Source organism: Adlercreutzia sp. St.1H8 (genome assembly GCF_059728655.1).
In genome coordinates, this window is the sequence record NZ_AP039376.1 from 2,296,721 (window position 1) to 2,311,503 (window position 14,783).

At 60.3% G+C, this 14,783-nt stretch carries 15 protein-coding genes; 5 read left to right on the forward strand and 10 right to left on the reverse strand.

What is annotated here, in order from left to right; genetic code table 11:
* The first annotated feature begins 5 nt into the window (after positions 1 to 5).
* From AC6I0Y_RS09085 to AC6I0Y_RS09100, 4 genes are all read left to right on the forward strand, one after another.
* The gene (locus tag AC6I0Y_RS09085) at positions 6 to 3,752 is read left to right on the forward strand and encodes a VaFE repeat-containing surface-anchored protein (RefSeq protein WP_497731143.1); all 3,747 of its coding nucleotides are present in this window, start codon (positions 6 to 8) and stop codon (positions 3,750 to 3,752) included.
* 101 nt (positions 3,753 to 3,853) lie between these two features.
* Positions 3,854 to 4,525, forward strand: a complete 672-nt coding sequence (locus AC6I0Y_RS09090) for a class B sortase (RefSeq protein WP_497731146.1) — start codon at positions 3,854 to 3,856, stop codon at positions 4,523 to 4,525.
* Positions 4,526 to 4,581: 56 nt separating this feature from the next.
* The gene (locus tag AC6I0Y_RS09095) at positions 4,582 to 5,640 is read left to right on the forward strand and encodes a MerR family transcriptional regulator (RefSeq protein WP_497731149.1); all 1,059 of its coding nucleotides are present in this window, start codon (positions 4,582 to 4,584) and stop codon (positions 5,638 to 5,640) included.
* A gap of 1 nt (position 5,641) precedes the next feature.
* Positions 5,642 to 5,932, forward strand: a complete 291-nt coding sequence (locus AC6I0Y_RS09100) for a hypothetical protein (protein ID WP_497731152.1) — start codon at positions 5,642 to 5,644, stop codon at positions 5,930 to 5,932.
* A 104-nt stretch (positions 5,933 to 6,036) separates the two neighbouring features.
* Here AC6I0Y_RS09100 and AC6I0Y_RS09105 read toward each other — a convergent pair whose 3' ends face one another.
* From AC6I0Y_RS09105 to AC6I0Y_RS09150, 10 genes are all read right to left on the reverse strand, one after another.
* Positions 6,037 to 6,228: a hypothetical protein gene (locus AC6I0Y_RS09105; RefSeq protein WP_497731155.1), complete on the reverse strand. Its 192-nt coding sequence runs from the start codon at positions 6,226 to 6,228 to the stop codon at positions 6,037 to 6,039.
* Between the two features lie 117 nt (positions 6,229 to 6,345).
* Positions 6,346 to 7,254: an ORF6N domain-containing protein gene (locus AC6I0Y_RS09110; RefSeq protein ID WP_497731158.1), complete on the reverse strand. Its 909-nt coding sequence runs from the start codon at positions 7,252 to 7,254 to the stop codon at positions 6,346 to 6,348.
* Positions 7,255 to 7,369: 115 nt separating this feature from the next.
* The gene (locus AC6I0Y_RS09115; protein WP_497731160.1) at positions 7,370 to 8,074 is read right to left on the reverse strand and encodes a hypothetical protein; all 705 of its coding nucleotides are present in this window, start codon (positions 8,072 to 8,074) and stop codon (positions 7,370 to 7,372) included.
* 56 nt (positions 8,075 to 8,130) lie between these two features.
* Entirely contained in the window at positions 8,131 to 8,697 is a 567-nt protein-coding gene (locus AC6I0Y_RS09120; RefSeq protein ID WP_497731163.1) for a hypothetical protein, read from the reverse strand.
* The gene (locus AC6I0Y_RS09125) at positions 8,694 to 9,929 is read right to left on the reverse strand and encodes a relaxase/mobilization nuclease domain-containing protein (protein WP_497731166.1); all 1,236 of its coding nucleotides are present in this window, start codon (positions 9,927 to 9,929) and stop codon (positions 8,694 to 8,696) included. Before AC6I0Y_RS09125 ends, AC6I0Y_RS09120 begins: the two co-directional genes overlap by 4 nt.
* A gap of 2 nt (positions 9,930 to 9,931) precedes the next feature.
* Positions 9,932 to 10,351, reverse strand: a complete 420-nt coding sequence (locus tag AC6I0Y_RS09130) for a plasmid mobilization protein (RefSeq protein ID WP_278853325.1) — start codon at positions 10,349 to 10,351, stop codon at positions 9,932 to 9,934.
* A 265-nt stretch (positions 10,352 to 10,616) separates the two neighbouring features.
* On the reverse strand, positions 10,617 to 11,522 hold the full coding sequence (locus tag AC6I0Y_RS09135; protein ID WP_497731170.1) for a ParB/RepB/Spo0J family partition protein: 906 nt from the start codon (positions 11,520 to 11,522) through the stop codon (positions 10,617 to 10,619).
* Positions 11,509 to 12,276: a ParA family protein gene (locus AC6I0Y_RS09140; RefSeq protein ID WP_497731173.1), complete on the reverse strand. Its 768-nt coding sequence runs from the start codon at positions 12,274 to 12,276 to the stop codon at positions 11,509 to 11,511. Before AC6I0Y_RS09140 ends, AC6I0Y_RS09135 begins: the two co-directional genes overlap by 14 nt.
* A gap of 159 nt (positions 12,277 to 12,435) precedes the next feature.
* Positions 12,436 to 12,810, reverse strand: coding sequence for a hypothetical protein (locus tag AC6I0Y_RS09145; protein ID WP_497731176.1), 375 nt, complete (start codon positions 12,808 to 12,810; stop codon positions 12,436 to 12,438).
* Positions 12,811 to 12,911: 101 nt separating this feature from the next.
* Positions 12,912 to 13,343 (reverse strand): YraN family protein, encoded by a 432-nt coding sequence (locus AC6I0Y_RS09150; protein ID WP_497731178.1) that lies wholly within the window; start codon positions 13,341 to 13,343, stop codon positions 12,912 to 12,914.
* Positions 13,344 to 13,788: 445 nt separating this feature from the next.
* Here AC6I0Y_RS09150 and AC6I0Y_RS09155 point away from each other — a divergent pair, with 445 nt between their 5' ends.
* Positions 13,789 to 14,778: a helix-turn-helix transcriptional regulator gene (locus AC6I0Y_RS09155; RefSeq protein WP_497731181.1), complete on the forward strand. Its 990-nt coding sequence runs from the start codon at positions 13,789 to 13,791 to the stop codon at positions 14,776 to 14,778.
* The last annotated feature ends 5 nt before the right edge of the window (positions 14,779 to 14,783 follow it).

The following is a 14,783-nucleotide window of genomic DNA, read 5'->3' on the forward strand; positions in this document are numbered from 1 at the left end:
GCCGCATGGACAACGCTATCGAGAAGACGAACGGATCGAAGGCGATGCGCTGCGTGCTCGCGGCGCTCATCGCCCTCACATCCATGCTGGGAACGCTCACGGCGGGCGCGCAGAGCGCCTCGGCCGCAGAGAGCGTCTACCTGGACATCCAGGGCAAGATCCAGTATGCCGGGTACCACACCACTTGGATGTACGCAGACGGCGAGATGGCCTACTGCGGCAACCCCTCCGCCGCCACCCCTCCCGAAGGCAACTACTCAAAGCACAAGATCGCATCGACCTCCGGGCGCGACGCGGAGACCGAGGCCGACCTCTGGTTCTCCTACGGCAGCCCCGGCTTCGAGAAGTCGCTCTGGCCGGACAAGTGGTACGACGGCACGGACATGACGAACGCCCGCTACGCGGCGCTCGCCCATATCCTGCTCTCAGACACCTTCTCCTCCAACGGCGACTACGCCCTTTTCGGCTGCAACGAGGACTTCAAGAGCTGGTGCCGCTACAGCGTCATCGGCTACGGCACCGACGGCTCGATGATCAACGACAACGCCACTGGACGCCGGATCCTCGCGCGCATGAGCGAGGTACCGAAGAACTTCGAGGCGTTCATGCTCTACACCGGCGAGGGCAACCAGCTGATCCTGTCGTTCAAGTACATCCCCTACGGCAACATCGACCTCCAGAAGGTCACCGCCATCGAGGAGATGTGCGAGGGCAACGACCACTACTCCCTTGAGGGCGCTGTATACACCGTGTACGGCAACTCGGGCCTCACCAAGGAGGTCGGCGCCATCACGACCGACAAGGACGGCTACGGCAAGCTGGAGGACCTGGAGCCGGGCGACTACTGGGTGAAGGAGACCAAGGCCGCCCCTGGGCACTCCCTCGACCCAGGGACCTATCCGGTTAAGGTCATCTCCAACGAGGCGACCCGCGTGAACGGCGACACCATCTCCGACATCCCGCAGTCCGACCCCGTCGGCATGCTGGTGGGCAAGGTGGACGCATCCAAGGGCGACGCCGCGCCGCAGGGCGACGCCACGCTAGCAGGCGCGCTCTTCACCGTGCGCTTCTATCCCGGCGACCACCTGACCGTAGCCGGTGCAGAGGCGTCGGGAGACCCGCTTCGCACGTGGGTCTTCGAGACAGACGCCGACGGCTTCGCCTACCTCGCCGAGGAGTACAAGTACTCGGGCGACCCCCTCTTCCACCAGACCAACGGCGACGCCTCGATCCCGCTGGGCACCATCCTCGTCCAGGAGACCCGCGCGCCCAAGGGCTACAACCTCGACGACGGTCACGGCGGCGAGCCCAAGGTGTTCCTGGTGCGCATCACGCAGGACGGCGCTGTCGGCGAGTCCGTCTACACCTACAACACGCCCAAGGTTCCCGACACCGTGAAGCGCGGCGACTTCCGCCTCGTGAAGGAGGTCCCGGTCACGATCTACTCCGACACCAACCCGGACATGCCCCAGGAGGTGAAGCGCGTGCTCGCCCCTGGCGTCAAGTTCGAGCTCTACAACGACTCCGAGAACATGGTGCTCTCGCCCGAGGACGGCAGCAAGGTCCTGCCGGGCGACCGCGTCTGCACCATCACCGTTGACGAGAACGGGCTGGCCACCACCAAGGACGACAATGCCTCCGTCAACGGCTGGAGCAAGCCCGCCGACTGGTCGGGCGCGCTGGCATACGGCACCTACCGCGTCCACGAGGTAATCCCGGCAGACGTGGCGGCCGCCTTCAAGGCGAAGTGGAGCAAGGAGCTCCTGCCCGTGGAGGACTGGAAGACCACCATCAGCGAGGAGGGCCAGTACGAGCCTCCCGCGCTCGTGAACGACCACATCCCGCAGACGCCTCTCAAGATCGTGAAGACCGATGCGGAGACGGGCAAGCAGATCCCTCTCCCTTGCAGCTTCCAGCTTGAGGACGCCAACGGCGAGCTCGTCACCTGGACGAACCGCTATCCCGAGGAGGAGACCCTCGACACCTGGATCGCCAACGAGCGAGGCGAGCTGACGCTGCCGATGCTCCTTGAGGAGGGCGATTACGCCATCGTCGAGGTCCAGGCACCCTACGGCTACGTCAAGGCGCTGGAGGGCAAGACCTTCCATGTCGACGCCGAGTACAAGGGCTGGGACGACCCGCTCGTCGTCGAGTTCGAGAACATGCCCCAGAAGGCGACCGTCACCGTGGCAAAGGCCGACTCCTGGACGGGAGAGGCCGTCGCGGGATCAACCTACCTGGTGGTAGCGGCCGAGACCATCCAGACCCCCGAGGGCACCATCCGGGCGCATGAGGGCGAGATCGTAGCAACACTCGTCACCGATGAGGAGGGCAAGGCCACATCGCCGGAGCTCTACCTCGGCACCTACAAGGTCTATGAGGCCAAGGCAGCCGACGGCTACGCGCTCGACGTGGCCGAGAAGACCGTCGTGCTCGACTACGCCGGTCAGGACGTCGCAGTCTACGACCACGAGGAGGCAGTAACCGACGATCCCACGAACCCCTCGATCAAGAAGGTCGACGCGCTCGATCCCGGCAAGGCCGTCAAGGGGGCGCGCTTCCACATCTGGAACGACGAAGGCACCTTCGACGAGGAGCTCGCAACCGATGCCGAGGGCGCGATCTCGCTCGCCTATGCAAAGCACGGCAGCTACCACATGCAGGAGGTGGAGGCCCCCGAGGGCTACGTCATCGCCGACGTCGACGAGGAGGGCAGCCCGACCATCCTCGATTTCAAGGTGAACGACCAGGGCATGGTCGAGTGGAACGATACGGGGGCAATGGCAGCCTCGCACGAGTTCGTGCTGGAGAATATGCCCAAGACCATGAAGACCACTGCCATCGACGCAGACTCCGGAACCCACGAGGGCCAGGCGCGCGAGGAGCTCACGATCGTGGACACCATCGCCTACACCGGCCTCGTCCCCGGAAAGGAGTACACCGCATCCGGCACCCTCATGGACAAGACAACCGGCAAGCCCGCCCTCGACGACGATGGTAACGAGATCAAGGCCTCTGCGACCTTCACCGCCGAGGAGAGCTGCGGCACCGTGGAGGTGACGTTCACTTTCAAGGGCGCGAGCCTCGCGGGCAAATCGCTCGTAGCCTTCGAGTCCATGGAGCAGGACGGCAAGGAGCACATGGCGCACGCCGACATCGATGACGTTGGCCAGACGGTGAGCATCGTCGACATCTCCACCCAGGCGCGCGATGCCGCATCCGGCACGAGCACCGGCACCATCGGCGAGAGCATGAAGCTCATCGACACGGTGGCATACACCGGGCTCACCCCCGGCAAGACTTACCGCATGTTCACTACGCTCACGGACAAGGCCACGGGTTCAGCCATCGCAGGAGCCGACGGGCTGCCGCTCGTGGGCACGACCGAGTTCACCCCGGAGGAGGCCAACGGCACCGTCGACATCGAAATGACCATCGACACGCGCTCTCTTGAGGGCCACGACATCGTGTTCTTCGAGAAACTCGCCGACTACGACGAGAGCGTGATTGCGGTGCACGAGGACATCGAGGACGAGGGCCAGACCGTGAGCTTCCCCGAGGAGCCCGTGCCCGGCAAGGGCTACCCGAAGACGGGCGGCCTCGCCGACATGGACCCCGTCAAGGCGAGCGTCATGGTCATCGCTCTCTGCGCCATTGGCGGGGCCTACTACGCCTACGTGCGCCGCTCCCGCCGACAGGCCGCAGAGATCGGCGGCATCGAGGAGGAGGTGATGGAGTCCATCGAGGATTAGCTGCGAGCTAAGATTCGCTATTTGAACTGGCAACATTAGCCAACTACCTGTTACGGGGCGGGCCTCGCGGTTCGCCCCTTTCTTTATGCAAAGGAGAGAGAATGAAGAAGATGAAGAGGCCACTGGCCATCGCCGCGATACTCTGCGCGGCCATAGCGACGTCCCTGCTCGCGACATGGCTGTCCGAGATCGTCGAGGAGGAGCCGCCTGGGATCGAGGCGGCCACAGACGCCGACCCGGAGAGCCCCACAGGCAGGGCCATCAACTGGGACGCGCTGCCGGATGAGGTCATTGCCTGGGTCGAGGTGCCGGGCACGGAAATCGACGAGCCCATCGTACAGGCGATCCCGGACGCGCCGAACGCCTACCTCTACGCGGACGCGATGGGACAGGGCGCTTACGGCACGCCGTACATCGACTGCGAGTGCTCGATCGACTCGCGCTTCGTCATGGTCTACGGCCACCATATGTCCGACGGGTCGGCATTCGCGCCCTTCGCGAGCTACATCGACGAGGGCTTCGCGCGGGAGCACGACCGGATCATCATCTACCGGCGCACGGGCGGGGCGCTTGAGCTCAAGCCCGTCGCGGTGGATGTGGTGAACGCAAGCCGGGAGAGGCTCGTCATAGACCAGGAGAGGGATTTCAGGGAGATGATCGAGGGTTCGGATCTGGTCGTGCGAGAACCGGAAAATGATAGTCAGCTCTTCGCCTTCACCACCTGCTCGTACCAGACCGGGAATTCAAGGACGACGGTTTATGCCGGACTTTGAAATTTAATTCATATTCTGCTTGACTCGGTCGTTACGTCATAGTTTAGGCTGTCTTCATGGAGGTGATCGAAATGAAAACGGTTCATGAAGTAAGCAAGCTGACAGGACTCACAATCAGAACGCTGAGGCACTACGATGACATTGGGTTACTGAAGGTCCAGAGAACAGGCGAAGGTATCTCCAATGATAGGAAACTCTATTCGGATGAGGATATCGAAAAGCTGTTCACGATAATGATCTACAAGGAACTAGATGTTCCCCTCAAGGAGATTAAGGCGATCATGCAGGCTCCAGGCTATGACAGATCTAGGTCGCTAGAAGATCAAATCGAGAAACTAAAGGCCAAGCGCCGCCACCTCAGTAACATCATCACATGCGCTGAGTTCGTGCATGCATATGGCACAGAGCTACTCTCGGGAAGCGATTTCTCCCCGACCGGAATCGATAAGCTGGCGAAGAAACTCAGGAGTGCCAAAGGTTACAAGACAGCCCGTGAGCATACACGGTCGATGAATCAAACTCAGCTCAACGATCTTGCAAAGAATATGCGTGGGAGCTTGGAACGATTGGCCTCCGTAGGCGAAATCGAAGAATACGACGAGATCGAGTGCAGGGTCTTAGATTTCGCAAAATCGTTGGCCAACATAGGCGGGCTCGAAGTATCTGAGGGGATTCTGACTGATCTTGCCTTCATGTTCTTTTCGGAAGACGGAGCCTTCTCCATTGTTGTTGATGACATAGGTGGAATTGACACGCACGAATCGGTCATGTTCGCATTTCTGCTCGTATGTTTAAACAATTGGTCAAAAGGCATTCTTCCACTTGCCCATAAGGCCATCAATTCAAATACCCCAGAGTCGACCAGCGAACTCTGGAGTGAGATGCAGAAGAGCTTTGGCAAAGAGCTACAGGGCGAAATCACGCTTCAAGAATACTTCGATTACATATGGGTCTGCTTGTGGACGGGCTTGATATTCCTAGAAGAGAAGGAGGTTAGAGACAAGCTGGGATTAGAGGAGAAGCTCAAACTGACAGAAGAGGAGGCGATGCAGCTACAAAACAGATTAGCTGACCACCTTGGCGTACATGCACATATCGACTTAGGAGGAATCTAATATGGATTGGGATTATGCACAGATGGCACATGAAGCCGCGCTTTGCGGAGGACCCGAGGCTTATGTAGCAACCATACGCTACGGAGGCGTGATAGACGGACGCGTTGAAGGTGCAATCGGAGCAACTTTGATTACCTTGGCGGTAGGCGGACTCGTTAAACTTATCCGCGATCAGGTGAAGAAGAAGCGTACGCAAGCATCCGTCGCTGAGGAAAAGCTAAGAAAGCTACTCGAGGAAAAGGGCATTACGCTCACTGAGGACGCAAACCCCGGAGTCACCGAAACCGAATAGATGCGATATTTGTAGCCAGCTAACGAAATAAGCGGCTGGAGTCTTTATGATTCGCGTCGAGGGAGCCGGATGTGCGACCAGCTGGACTACCGGCTCCCCGTCCCCTAGTTGTACCACCCCTCAGGAATAGCATCTTGGATCTTCTCGATCTCGTCGTGGAGAACCTTGCTGAGCATCTGGCACATGTCGTAGTCGGTGGACACGTCGGTCACGTGGCCAAGGGCCTGCTCAACGCCCGTTAGGTTGTGTATTGCGCTGAAGAGCGCATCCCTGAGCTCAGATGTTTCCGTATTCATTCAGAACACCTCCTTCGCTTGCAAGATACCCAAAAAAGGAAGAAGGGCTATGTCTCAAAAGACATAGCCCTAACACATCCGCCTTCATTGCCGAGGTTATACCAAGGAGCCGCTTGCCTAGTTCGTCCAGCTCGCTTCGTCCAACTTGTCTAGCAGGGCGCTTTTCAGCTCCTCGTCGCCGATCAGCGTCATTGCGAACGTCTTCTTTCCAGCATCCTTCAGTGAAGCGCCGATGTGATAGACGGCTTCATCGTCGACAACCAGGAACCTGTCATGGAAATCGCTTGTCCTGCAAATGCTGAGCGGTCCGTGCTGTGACTCGAATACGGCGACATCGGATGAAGTGAGCGGCGCAGAGGGGTAAGTCACCAGTCGGCACTCAACCCCATCGTTCTTCTTGGATAGTATGTTCAGCGTCTTCTCGTCAACGTACCCGTCGATAACTGTCAGGCTCTTCTCTGCCGTCTTTACCAGATCGACGAGCAGCGTGAAGGCATCGAACATCTCGCCCTTGAAGAAGATCTTCTGGCTAGGCAAGGCATGGGCATCAAGATAGCCGAAGACCTTGTCGAATCGCTCGTCGGTGCTCTGCTGGTACTCCAGCTGCCTGTACTCGATGGTCGCCATGCGATCCAGGAGGGCGGCGTTGCTCGCGATGAACCGCCGCATCTCGACGAAAGCATCCATAATGCCGATGCTGACCTTCACTGCCTGCTCGCTCCTCAGCACAGCTGAGAGCATGGCGACACCCTGCTCAGTGAACGCATAGGGAAGATAGCGGCGGCCGCCATGACTTGAGGTCACAATCTGTGACCTCAAGTTGTCGAACTCCTCGGCGGTGAGCTGGAAGCGGAATCTATCAGGGAACCTTTCGATGTTTCTCTTGACAGCCTGGTTGAATACCTTGGTCTCAACTCCGTACAACCAAGCCAGGTCGTAGTCCAGGATAACTTGCTGATCCCGAACTACATGGATGAACCGCTCCGGGTTGCTTTCAAACTCTTGCAAAGACGAATCTTCAGCCATGCACATCTCCTTTTTGAGGTGTCAGATTGTCACCTCAAGGCCATACTGTATTTATTATCCCGTACCATTCATCTCCTTGCACCACATTCACAAAACCTAGTGATGCGAGCAGACTCTATTCCCAATGACCGCCTACGACCTTGGTCTCCCAGTGTCCTTCTGCAGGATGGTTAACGGTGTTGTAGCCGGTGACGACCTTCTGCACTTCGTTATGGTGCCCCGAACCCTCACCGGCCATCATGTGGGCCTTGGAATGAGCCGCCGTGTTGCCGGTGATGTCTGCTCCGCACACGTTGCAAATCGAGACTTCCTTGGTGCCGTACACGGGCACGCTCTCGCTCCACGCCGCCTTATCCTCTACCCACACGCGCTGCGTGTCCTCGACCCACTTCTTCTGTGGAGCGGGGTTTGAGGGAGCGGAGTGTCCACTCTTGGAGTCCGACGATCCGCCGGAGCTTTGGGCAGGGACGCTAGATGCGACGGGACCGCTTTGTCCACTCGACGCATCGCTACGCTGCTCAGCAGCCTGCGCCTCCACGACTTCGCCTTGCACGGGCTCGGCAGCCTCTTGGTCTTCTGCTACAACCTCTTCCAGCTCCTCTTCCGCCTCGGCCTCCTCGGTGGCCGGAGGCTCGATGCCGTCCGCCGCATGGCCCATCACGAATCCGACCGCGTTGCCGCTGCCAATGTCGCCTGCCTCGGCATGGCCGGAGAAGAACGCAGCCATGCCCCCGGCGAAGGCCAGGAGGATAGCCGCGATCACGATTCCTGCGATCGCGAATACCTGCTTCTTGCCCTTGATGATCTCTGTAGCCTTCATCTTGAAATCCCTTCTACATGAACCGGAACACTGCCCGGATAAGCCAACGTGTGAAACTACCAACCAACTTCATCCAAATCGCCCCATTCCTCTTCGGTCTCTTCCTCACTCTCGGCGTTGACGCATGCCGCGAGGAGCTGACGTGCCACATGACAGGGAACGCCTGGGATGACTGGCTCTGCCTCTCCCGTGAACCTTTGGAGGTACTCGAAGAGGTCGCAGATGCGCTCGTGCAGCCCCTTGGAGGAGGCGCCTATGCACTCGTAGGCCTTCTCGTCGAAGCTCTGGAGGTCTACGAGCTCGCCGCAGACGCGCTTGATAATCGCCTCGCCATCTACCACCACGAGCTCCACGTGATCCAGCTCCTCAGAAGACGACAGCAGAAACCTCCATCCCTTCTTCCGCCGGGCGATCGGGACCTCGTCGGCCTCCGTGTTACTTGCCGTCGAATCGTCGATGCGGTAGCTGTGTGCCGCGAGCCAGAGCCCCTCGGTACCCATCTCGTCGAAGCGCACCTCGAAGTTCGTGAGCATGTTCTGCTTGCCGAGCGGGGCGGGACAGGTGAAGGTCGCGGTGTCGAACACGTCTAGCCGCTTGTCGTCGTAGGTGATCTTCACAATCATCGCTCGCCCCTCTCTCTCGCCCTTGTGCGCTGTTGCTCCTGGATCCTCTGCCTCGGCTGCTCTGCCGAGTTGCCGCGACGCCTCGTGGCCTGCGGCTGACCTTCGCTCCTGTCGCTCCTTCGCGTCATGAGCTCGTTCTCGGCGACGTAGACCCTGGCGGCAACGAGCCTCCTGAATCCCTCGGAGTCCTCGTGGCCCCGGCGCGTGAGCGTGGCCAGACGCCTGTCGAAGTCCTCCAGGTAGCGCACATCGAACTTCGCGCATGTCTCAAGGACTGCCGACAGCCTGCTCAAGTCGTTGAGGTCGTTCAGCCTCACGGCGTCCACGGCGCGGTGCCGGATCTCGCTCGCGCTCCTCGTGCTCGGCTGGTAGGCCGACTGCCTTTGGAAGCGATCGGAAAGCATCGACTTTCCGAACGTGTAGCCGAGCCTCTCTCCGGACACCTTCTTGGAGGGCTCGTCTGCGAGCGAGAAGATCCAGTCGTCCCGGCGCGCCTTCTCGGAGTTGTCCGCGATCTCGATGCCCAGGCGGCTCAATGCCTCGAAGAACTCCTCCTGGCTTCGCGAGGTGTTCTTGGCGAGAGCCACGCGCGCCCTGATGTCGCCGACCCATGAATAGCCCCCGGATGCCGTGAGCTCCTTCTCGGCACGCCCGAAGTAGATCGACTGCCTCGTGCGGGGCTGCTTGCCGGATGAGCTCTTCTCGCCTCGGCTCGGCATCTGGTTGGAGAGCCCGGAGAGGCCCATCTCCCTCGCTATGTCCTGGAGCTCTCGGTTGAGGTCCTCGGGATGGTCGGTATGGAGCCTGCGCTCCGTCTCAAGGTTCGCGTTGTTGACGACGATGTGCGCATGCGGGATGCTGCCCTCGTTGTCGGAGTGGTAGACGATCGCGACCTCGTGCTTCGGGAAGTTCGATTCGACCCACCTGTGCGAGAGCTCCCTCAGCTGCTCCAGGGTTATGCGGTCGTCCGGGTCCGGGGACACCACGAAGTGCTTGAAGGTCCGCGCCCTCATGCCGCGCCATTCCTTGTTGGTGCCGTACGCCTCGCGCGTGTCGTCCATCTCGACGTCCCACTCGACCGGGATGGCCCTTTGGCCCCGCTCCTCGCAGATCCATTCGTCACGCAAAGGGAGGTTGAGAACGTCCCTGCCAAGCGCCCTGTTCTTCTTCTCAAGATAGGCGCGCAGCTTCGAGACCGTCCCGTGACCGGATATCGGCTTCAAGATCGGCATGGCTACGCCTCAATGAGGTGCTTCGCCTGAAGCTCGGCGACCGCGTAGACGAGGCGCTCCGCGTTGGCATTCACAGCCGCCAGCTCGACCTCTATCGACTCCGCCTTCCCGTCGAGGATGGCCGAGTCAGCCTTCCCATGGGCGCAGTAGTAGTTGATCGAGTTCATCGCATGCACGGCCTGGTTGTAGTGGTAGCCCCAGCGCGTCAGCTCGCGCGAGATCTTGCGCAGCGCGACCTTGTCCATGATCACGCAAGGGACATCCTCGCGAAGCTCCTCGCCGACGACCAAGGGCGTGCGGATCAGGTAGCGGAGGTACTTGGACTGCGTGAGCTCCGCCTTGCGGCATCGCTCAGCGAGTCTCTGGTAGTCGTCCTCGGCGAGGCGGAAGCTCAGGGTGTGGGTCTTGTTCTTGTCGGCCATCGTGGCCTCCTTGTCATCTGAAGTTGTCTCGATTAGGGGCGCGGGGGATCCCCCGCCGGGCAGGGATGTGGGCTCGCTTGCGAGCGCGCATCGCTCCCGTCTGATCCCCCGGAGTCGTCGGAGCCGAGACCCTACTTATCTCGGCGACATAACTGATCCAACGCCTCCGGGGGCAAGTGCCATGGCATGGAATCGAAGATGTAATACGCCATGGGCTACTTGCTAGGATTCGCGTCTAAGCGCCTATCTCACATGAAGCGGACTTCTATACCGCCATTTTGGAGATACGGGCGCTCAGACGCTTGATTTCGAGGATGGTCTCTCGGTCTGCCTGGGAAGGCTCGTCGGGCATGGTGGACGCGTATGACTTGAGGTCGTCGAGGACGCGCAACAGGCGCTTGTCCGTGGAGGACTCGACGCCGAGCTTCTGCTTGAGGTAGTCGGTCGTCTCCTTCTTGGAGAGCCCCGCTGGCCTCTCGACGTAGAGCCGAGCCTGCTTCTCACGGGGAAGCTCCTTGAGCATGTCGATGCTCGAAGCCGAGAGCCGTCCCTCGTCGGCCTCGTTCGCCCAATGACGGGAAAGGTCGTTCTCGATCACCTTCGCGAGCTTCTCCTCGCGAAGGATCGTCTTGCCGGATACGGCTCGGCCGGTCTGCTCTTCCACCATGGCGGCCTTGATATCGCATGAGCGCACACCAGCGAGCTCCTCGTTGCCCTCGCGGATCCGCTCCACCTCGATGCCGAGGGCTTCGGTCGCGCGTGCGCGCTCCGTGACGGTAAGGGCGCGGACGAAGTAGTTGGCGGTGTGAAGGAGGACGATCGCCTGCGAGTCCGTGATGCCCTCCACGACCCGGCACGGGATGCGGGAGAACGCGTCGTCCTCTGCCGCGAGCATGCGGAATGCCTCAAGGCGGCGGTGCCCGGAGATCATCTGCCAGGAGCCGTCGTCGAGCTTGCGCACGAGCGGGATGTCCGTGAGGCCGTCCTTCTTGATGGAGCGCGCGAGGTTGGCTATCGACTTCCCGTCCATGGAGTACGCGACGTTTGCCGGATGGCCCTCGATCGCGCCCACCTCTATCTCCACGATCGGGAAGCGCTCGCGCGTCTTGGAGCTCTTGTCCAAAAGCCCGGAGAGGGTGAAGGACTCTGCCACTTCGCTAGGCGAGCTCATGGAGCACCTCCTCGGCCAGGGCCGCGTAGTCCTTGGCAGGTCGGCTTCCCGGCTCGAAGGCCGTCACGGGAAGCCATTGCCAACTGCCCTCTGCGACTTTCGTGGAAGCATGGATGACGCTGTCGAATAGCACGTCCTGGAAGTAGCGGTCGAGGACTTCGGCACCGGTGCGCTCCGCATTGGTCATGCGACCAGGGACGCAAGTGCGAAGTATCTTGAACTTGGGGCGGGGAAGGCGGAGGGCCTCCGTGATCGAGCGCGTAGCCTCGACTGTGAGGGCGGTGCCGCGCATGACCGTCGAGTCTAGCTTCACCGGCACGATGATGATGCCGTCCTCCGCTGCCGCCAAATAGGCGTTGAAGGCCAGGCGCTTGAGCACCGGCGAGCAATCGATGATCGCGATATCGAAGTCTTCTGCGGCGTCATCGAGGGCGAACTTGAGCCTCTGCTCTCGGAGCAAGAGCTCGTTCTGGTCCACCAGCTCGATCACCGACGGGATCACCGAGAGCGTCGTCCCCTCTATGGGGAATGCGACCTCGCTTACGGGTGCGTTGCCGTAGAGCAGCTCGATGGAGGTTCTTCCCTCCGACTTCGCCCACTCGTAGAGCCCGTAGTAGTCCGTCGCGCTCGCCTGCGGGTCGAGGTCGATCAGAAGCACCCTCTTGCCCTGCTGCTCGTACACGCTCGCGAGGTTCACCGCAGTGGTGGTCTTGCCCACGCCTCCCTTGTAGTTGGATATGGCGATGGTGCGCATGAAATTGCTCCTTTCCCTTGCGTCTTGCCTGCCGACCCCGAGGTGGAATGGGTCGGGCTGATTTGTATTACATTTCCATGATAGCACAAAACAGCACAGAACTGTGCTGTTTTGCAAATCTTTTCTATTCGGCGCTCCAAGGCACCAGCTGCCTCGCTGCTACCACCACGCGTGGTAGAAGAGCTCGTCGTCATCTGTCGTGTCAGAGATGACCTGCGCGAGCATCCGCTCGGTCTCAGCCAGGTTCTCGAAGTAGTAGTCGTCGTAGACCTGGCTGCCGAAGAAGAAACCCTCCTCGCAGGGAAGGACGTCGGATGCCTTCGAGCGATCCGAGAGCACCAGCCTGCAATCGCTCATGAGGCAGTTGAGGTTCTCCAAGCACACCGGGTACAGCTCGCAGTTCTCGATGTATCCATCGGCGAGGTTGCGCTCGAACCATCCGTGGATCTGGTTTGCCTTGCGCCAGTAGGCCACGAGCTCCTGCTCGGCATCGCTTCCGCGACGGCGCTTGGTGAGGTACATGTCGAGTCCCATTTCGATGCTTCCTTTCAAGTGGGGGTTTGGGGTTCGTTGTGTTGAGGGAGCTGCCGAGCCAGATCGACCCGGCAGCCAACCTCGCCCCGGAGGGCCCTGGCCTAGGCGGCCTGGGCGGCTCGGGCTTCCTCGGACGGCTCGGAGGTCTTGGGCAGATCCGAGGCGCAGGATTCGGAGAGTGCGTTGATGTGGTGTCGGATAAGGGCCTTGTTGGCGTCGGCGCCCATGACGATCATCGAGATGGCGTCGAAGCGGAACTGGGCGTCTGCGAACTCGTCGATGTTGTCGCGGAACCAGTTGACGGCGAAGGCCTCTGCCTTGTCGCGGTCTAGGCCCGCATCGTCGAAGCCCTCGCCGAACTCGGCATTGCGGCCCCTGGCTCTTACGAAGACGACCGAGTCCCCGTCCTTGGCCACGATGTCGATCGGGAGCATCCCGCCGTCGCGCTTCCAGGGCTCGTCGAGGATGTCGTAGCCCCTGCGGTTGAGGAACATCGCTGCTGCCTTGTTGACCTTGGTGTTGAAGCTTTCCATGATTCAGACCTCCTGATCTTGCGGCTCGCCCCTGTGGCTTGCCTTGTGAGATCGCGGGCGCACGGGTTCGCGGCCTGCGCAAGGGAGGAAGCGAAGCGAGACGTGGAAGAGAACGTCAATCTCGCGCTAGTTTTTCCATTTGTTTTTCGAGATGTGAATCATGCATGCATCTCGCAAAAGAAATCGAAAAAGTATCGCGGCCCTTGCGGAGGTTGAGCGGTTCCGTGCGAACGTGCGTCGAATAAGGAAAGGCGCAGCGGCGGGACACGGATGCGAGGTCACATGGATGCTGGAACTGGGCCAACGCGGGCGTGCGGTGGCAGCCGCTGGGGTTTCGGCTTTGTGCGACCATGGGACACCCGGCTAGGAGATGCTGACTAGCTAGCGTAAAATAACAGAGGAAGACTTTGTAATGCAGTCAAGGTCGAGAAGGCGAAGGGTTAAGATGACGAACAACCCCAAGGCAAAGCTCAAGACGCTATACGTCATGCGCATCCTGCAGGACGAGACGGACGCAGAACACGGACTGTCGCTTCGGCAGATCATCGAGCGTCTAAATGACTACGGCATACAGGCTGAGCGCAAGGGCCTCTATCGCGACATCGAGGCGCTACGGGAGTTCGGCTTCGACATCCAGACCTTCCAGAGGAATCCGGTGCAGTACGCCATCGTGAGGCGCGACTTCACACTCTCTGAGCTTATGCTGCTGGTCGATGCGGTGGAATCTTGCAAGTTCTTGACCTCGCGCCAGTCGAGGGCCCTCACCACGAACCTGAAGCTTCTAGCAAACGATCACGAGCGCGCGCTCCTGGACCGCCGTATACACGTGCCGGGCAGGATAACGTCGAAGAGCGACTCCGTGTTCAGCTCGATAGACTCGCTGCACGACGCCATGAGGCGCAAGCTCAAGGTGGAGTTCATGTACTACAAGTACGGACTCGATGGGAAGCGCTTCGCTACCCATGACGGGAAGCCCCATCTGGTAACGCCCGTGGGAATCACGTTCGCGGACGGATACTATTACCTGACCGCATGGAACGACGATCACGAGTGCATGACCGAATACCGCATCGACCGCATGGAGAAGCTGAGGGTGTCCGATGAACGGTCAACCAGGAACGAGCAGATAACTCATCGTGAGTTCGAAGGCGAAGAGCATGAGCTCTTCGGACGCTTCGGGGGCGAGCCGGTAACGGCGACGCTTCTTGTCGACGGAGACAAGGTCGAGATCATCATGGACCGCTTCGGCGATTCGGCAGAGTGGTACAAATACGATGATGAGACTGCGAAGGCCGTCGTCAAGGTCCGCAAGTCCGAGCAGTTCTTCGGATGGATCGTAGGCCTCGGGGGCACCGTGCGTATACACGGCCCGAAAAGCCTAAAGAAGGATTATTGCGACTATTTGAGTTCGCTCATCGAGATCGAGCAGTTTTAAGGGCA

Excerpts from the sequence above, each read along its gene's own strand:
- AC6I0Y_RS09100 (WP_497731152.1), top strand. The coding sequence starts at position 5,642 with ATGGATTGGGATTATGCACAGATGGCACATGAAGCCGCGCTTTGCGGA.
- AC6I0Y_RS09155 (WP_497731181.1), top strand. The coding sequence starts at position 13,789 with ATGACGAACAACCCCAAGGCAAAGCTCAAGACGCTATACGTCATGCGC.
- AC6I0Y_RS09125 (WP_497731166.1), bottom strand. The coding sequence starts at position 9,929 with ATGCCGATCTTGAAGCCGATATCCGGTCACGGGACGGTCTCGAAGCTG.
- AC6I0Y_RS09145 (WP_497731176.1), bottom strand. The coding sequence starts at position 12,810 with ATGGGACTCGACATGTACCTCACCAAGCGCCGTCGCGGAAGCGATGCC.
- AC6I0Y_RS09110 (WP_497731158.1), bottom strand. The coding sequence starts at position 7,254 with ATGGCTGAAGATTCGTCTTTGCAAGAGTTTGAAAGCAACCCGGAGCGG.
- AC6I0Y_RS09095 (WP_497731149.1), top strand. The coding sequence starts at position 4,582 with ATGGAGGTGATCGAAATGAAAACGGTTCATGAAGTAAGCAAGCTGACA.
- AC6I0Y_RS09120 (WP_497731163.1), bottom strand. The coding sequence starts at position 8,697 with ATGATTGTGAAGATCACCTACGACGACAAGCGGCTAGACGTGTTCGAC.
- AC6I0Y_RS09140 (WP_497731173.1), bottom strand. The coding sequence starts at position 12,276 with ATGCGCACCATCGCCATATCCAACTACAAGGGAGGCGTGGGCAAGACC.
- AC6I0Y_RS09090 (WP_497731146.1), top strand. The coding sequence starts at position 3,854 with ATGAAGAAGATGAAGAGGCCACTGGCCATCGCCGCGATACTCTGCGCG.
- AC6I0Y_RS09115 (WP_497731160.1), bottom strand. The coding sequence starts at position 8,074 with ATGAAGGCTACAGAGATCATCAAGGGCAAGAAGCAGGTATTCGCGATC.
- AC6I0Y_RS09135 (WP_497731170.1), bottom strand. The coding sequence starts at position 11,522 with ATGAGCTCGCCTAGCGAAGTGGCAGAGTCCTTCACCCTCTCCGGGCTT.
- AC6I0Y_RS09150 (WP_497731178.1), bottom strand. The coding sequence starts at position 13,343 with ATGGAAAGCTTCAACACCAAGGTCAACAAGGCAGCAGCGATGTTCCTC.
- AC6I0Y_RS09130 (WP_278853325.1), bottom strand. The coding sequence starts at position 10,351 with ATGGCCGACAAGAACAAGACCCACACCCTGAGCTTCCGCCTCGCCGAG.
- AC6I0Y_RS09085 (WP_497731143.1), top strand. The coding sequence starts at position 6 with ATGGACAACGCTATCGAGAAGACGAACGGATCGAAGGCGATGCGCTGC.
- AC6I0Y_RS09105 (WP_497731155.1), bottom strand. The coding sequence starts at position 6,228 with ATGAATACGGAAACATCTGAGCTCAGGGATGCGCTCTTCAGCGCAATA.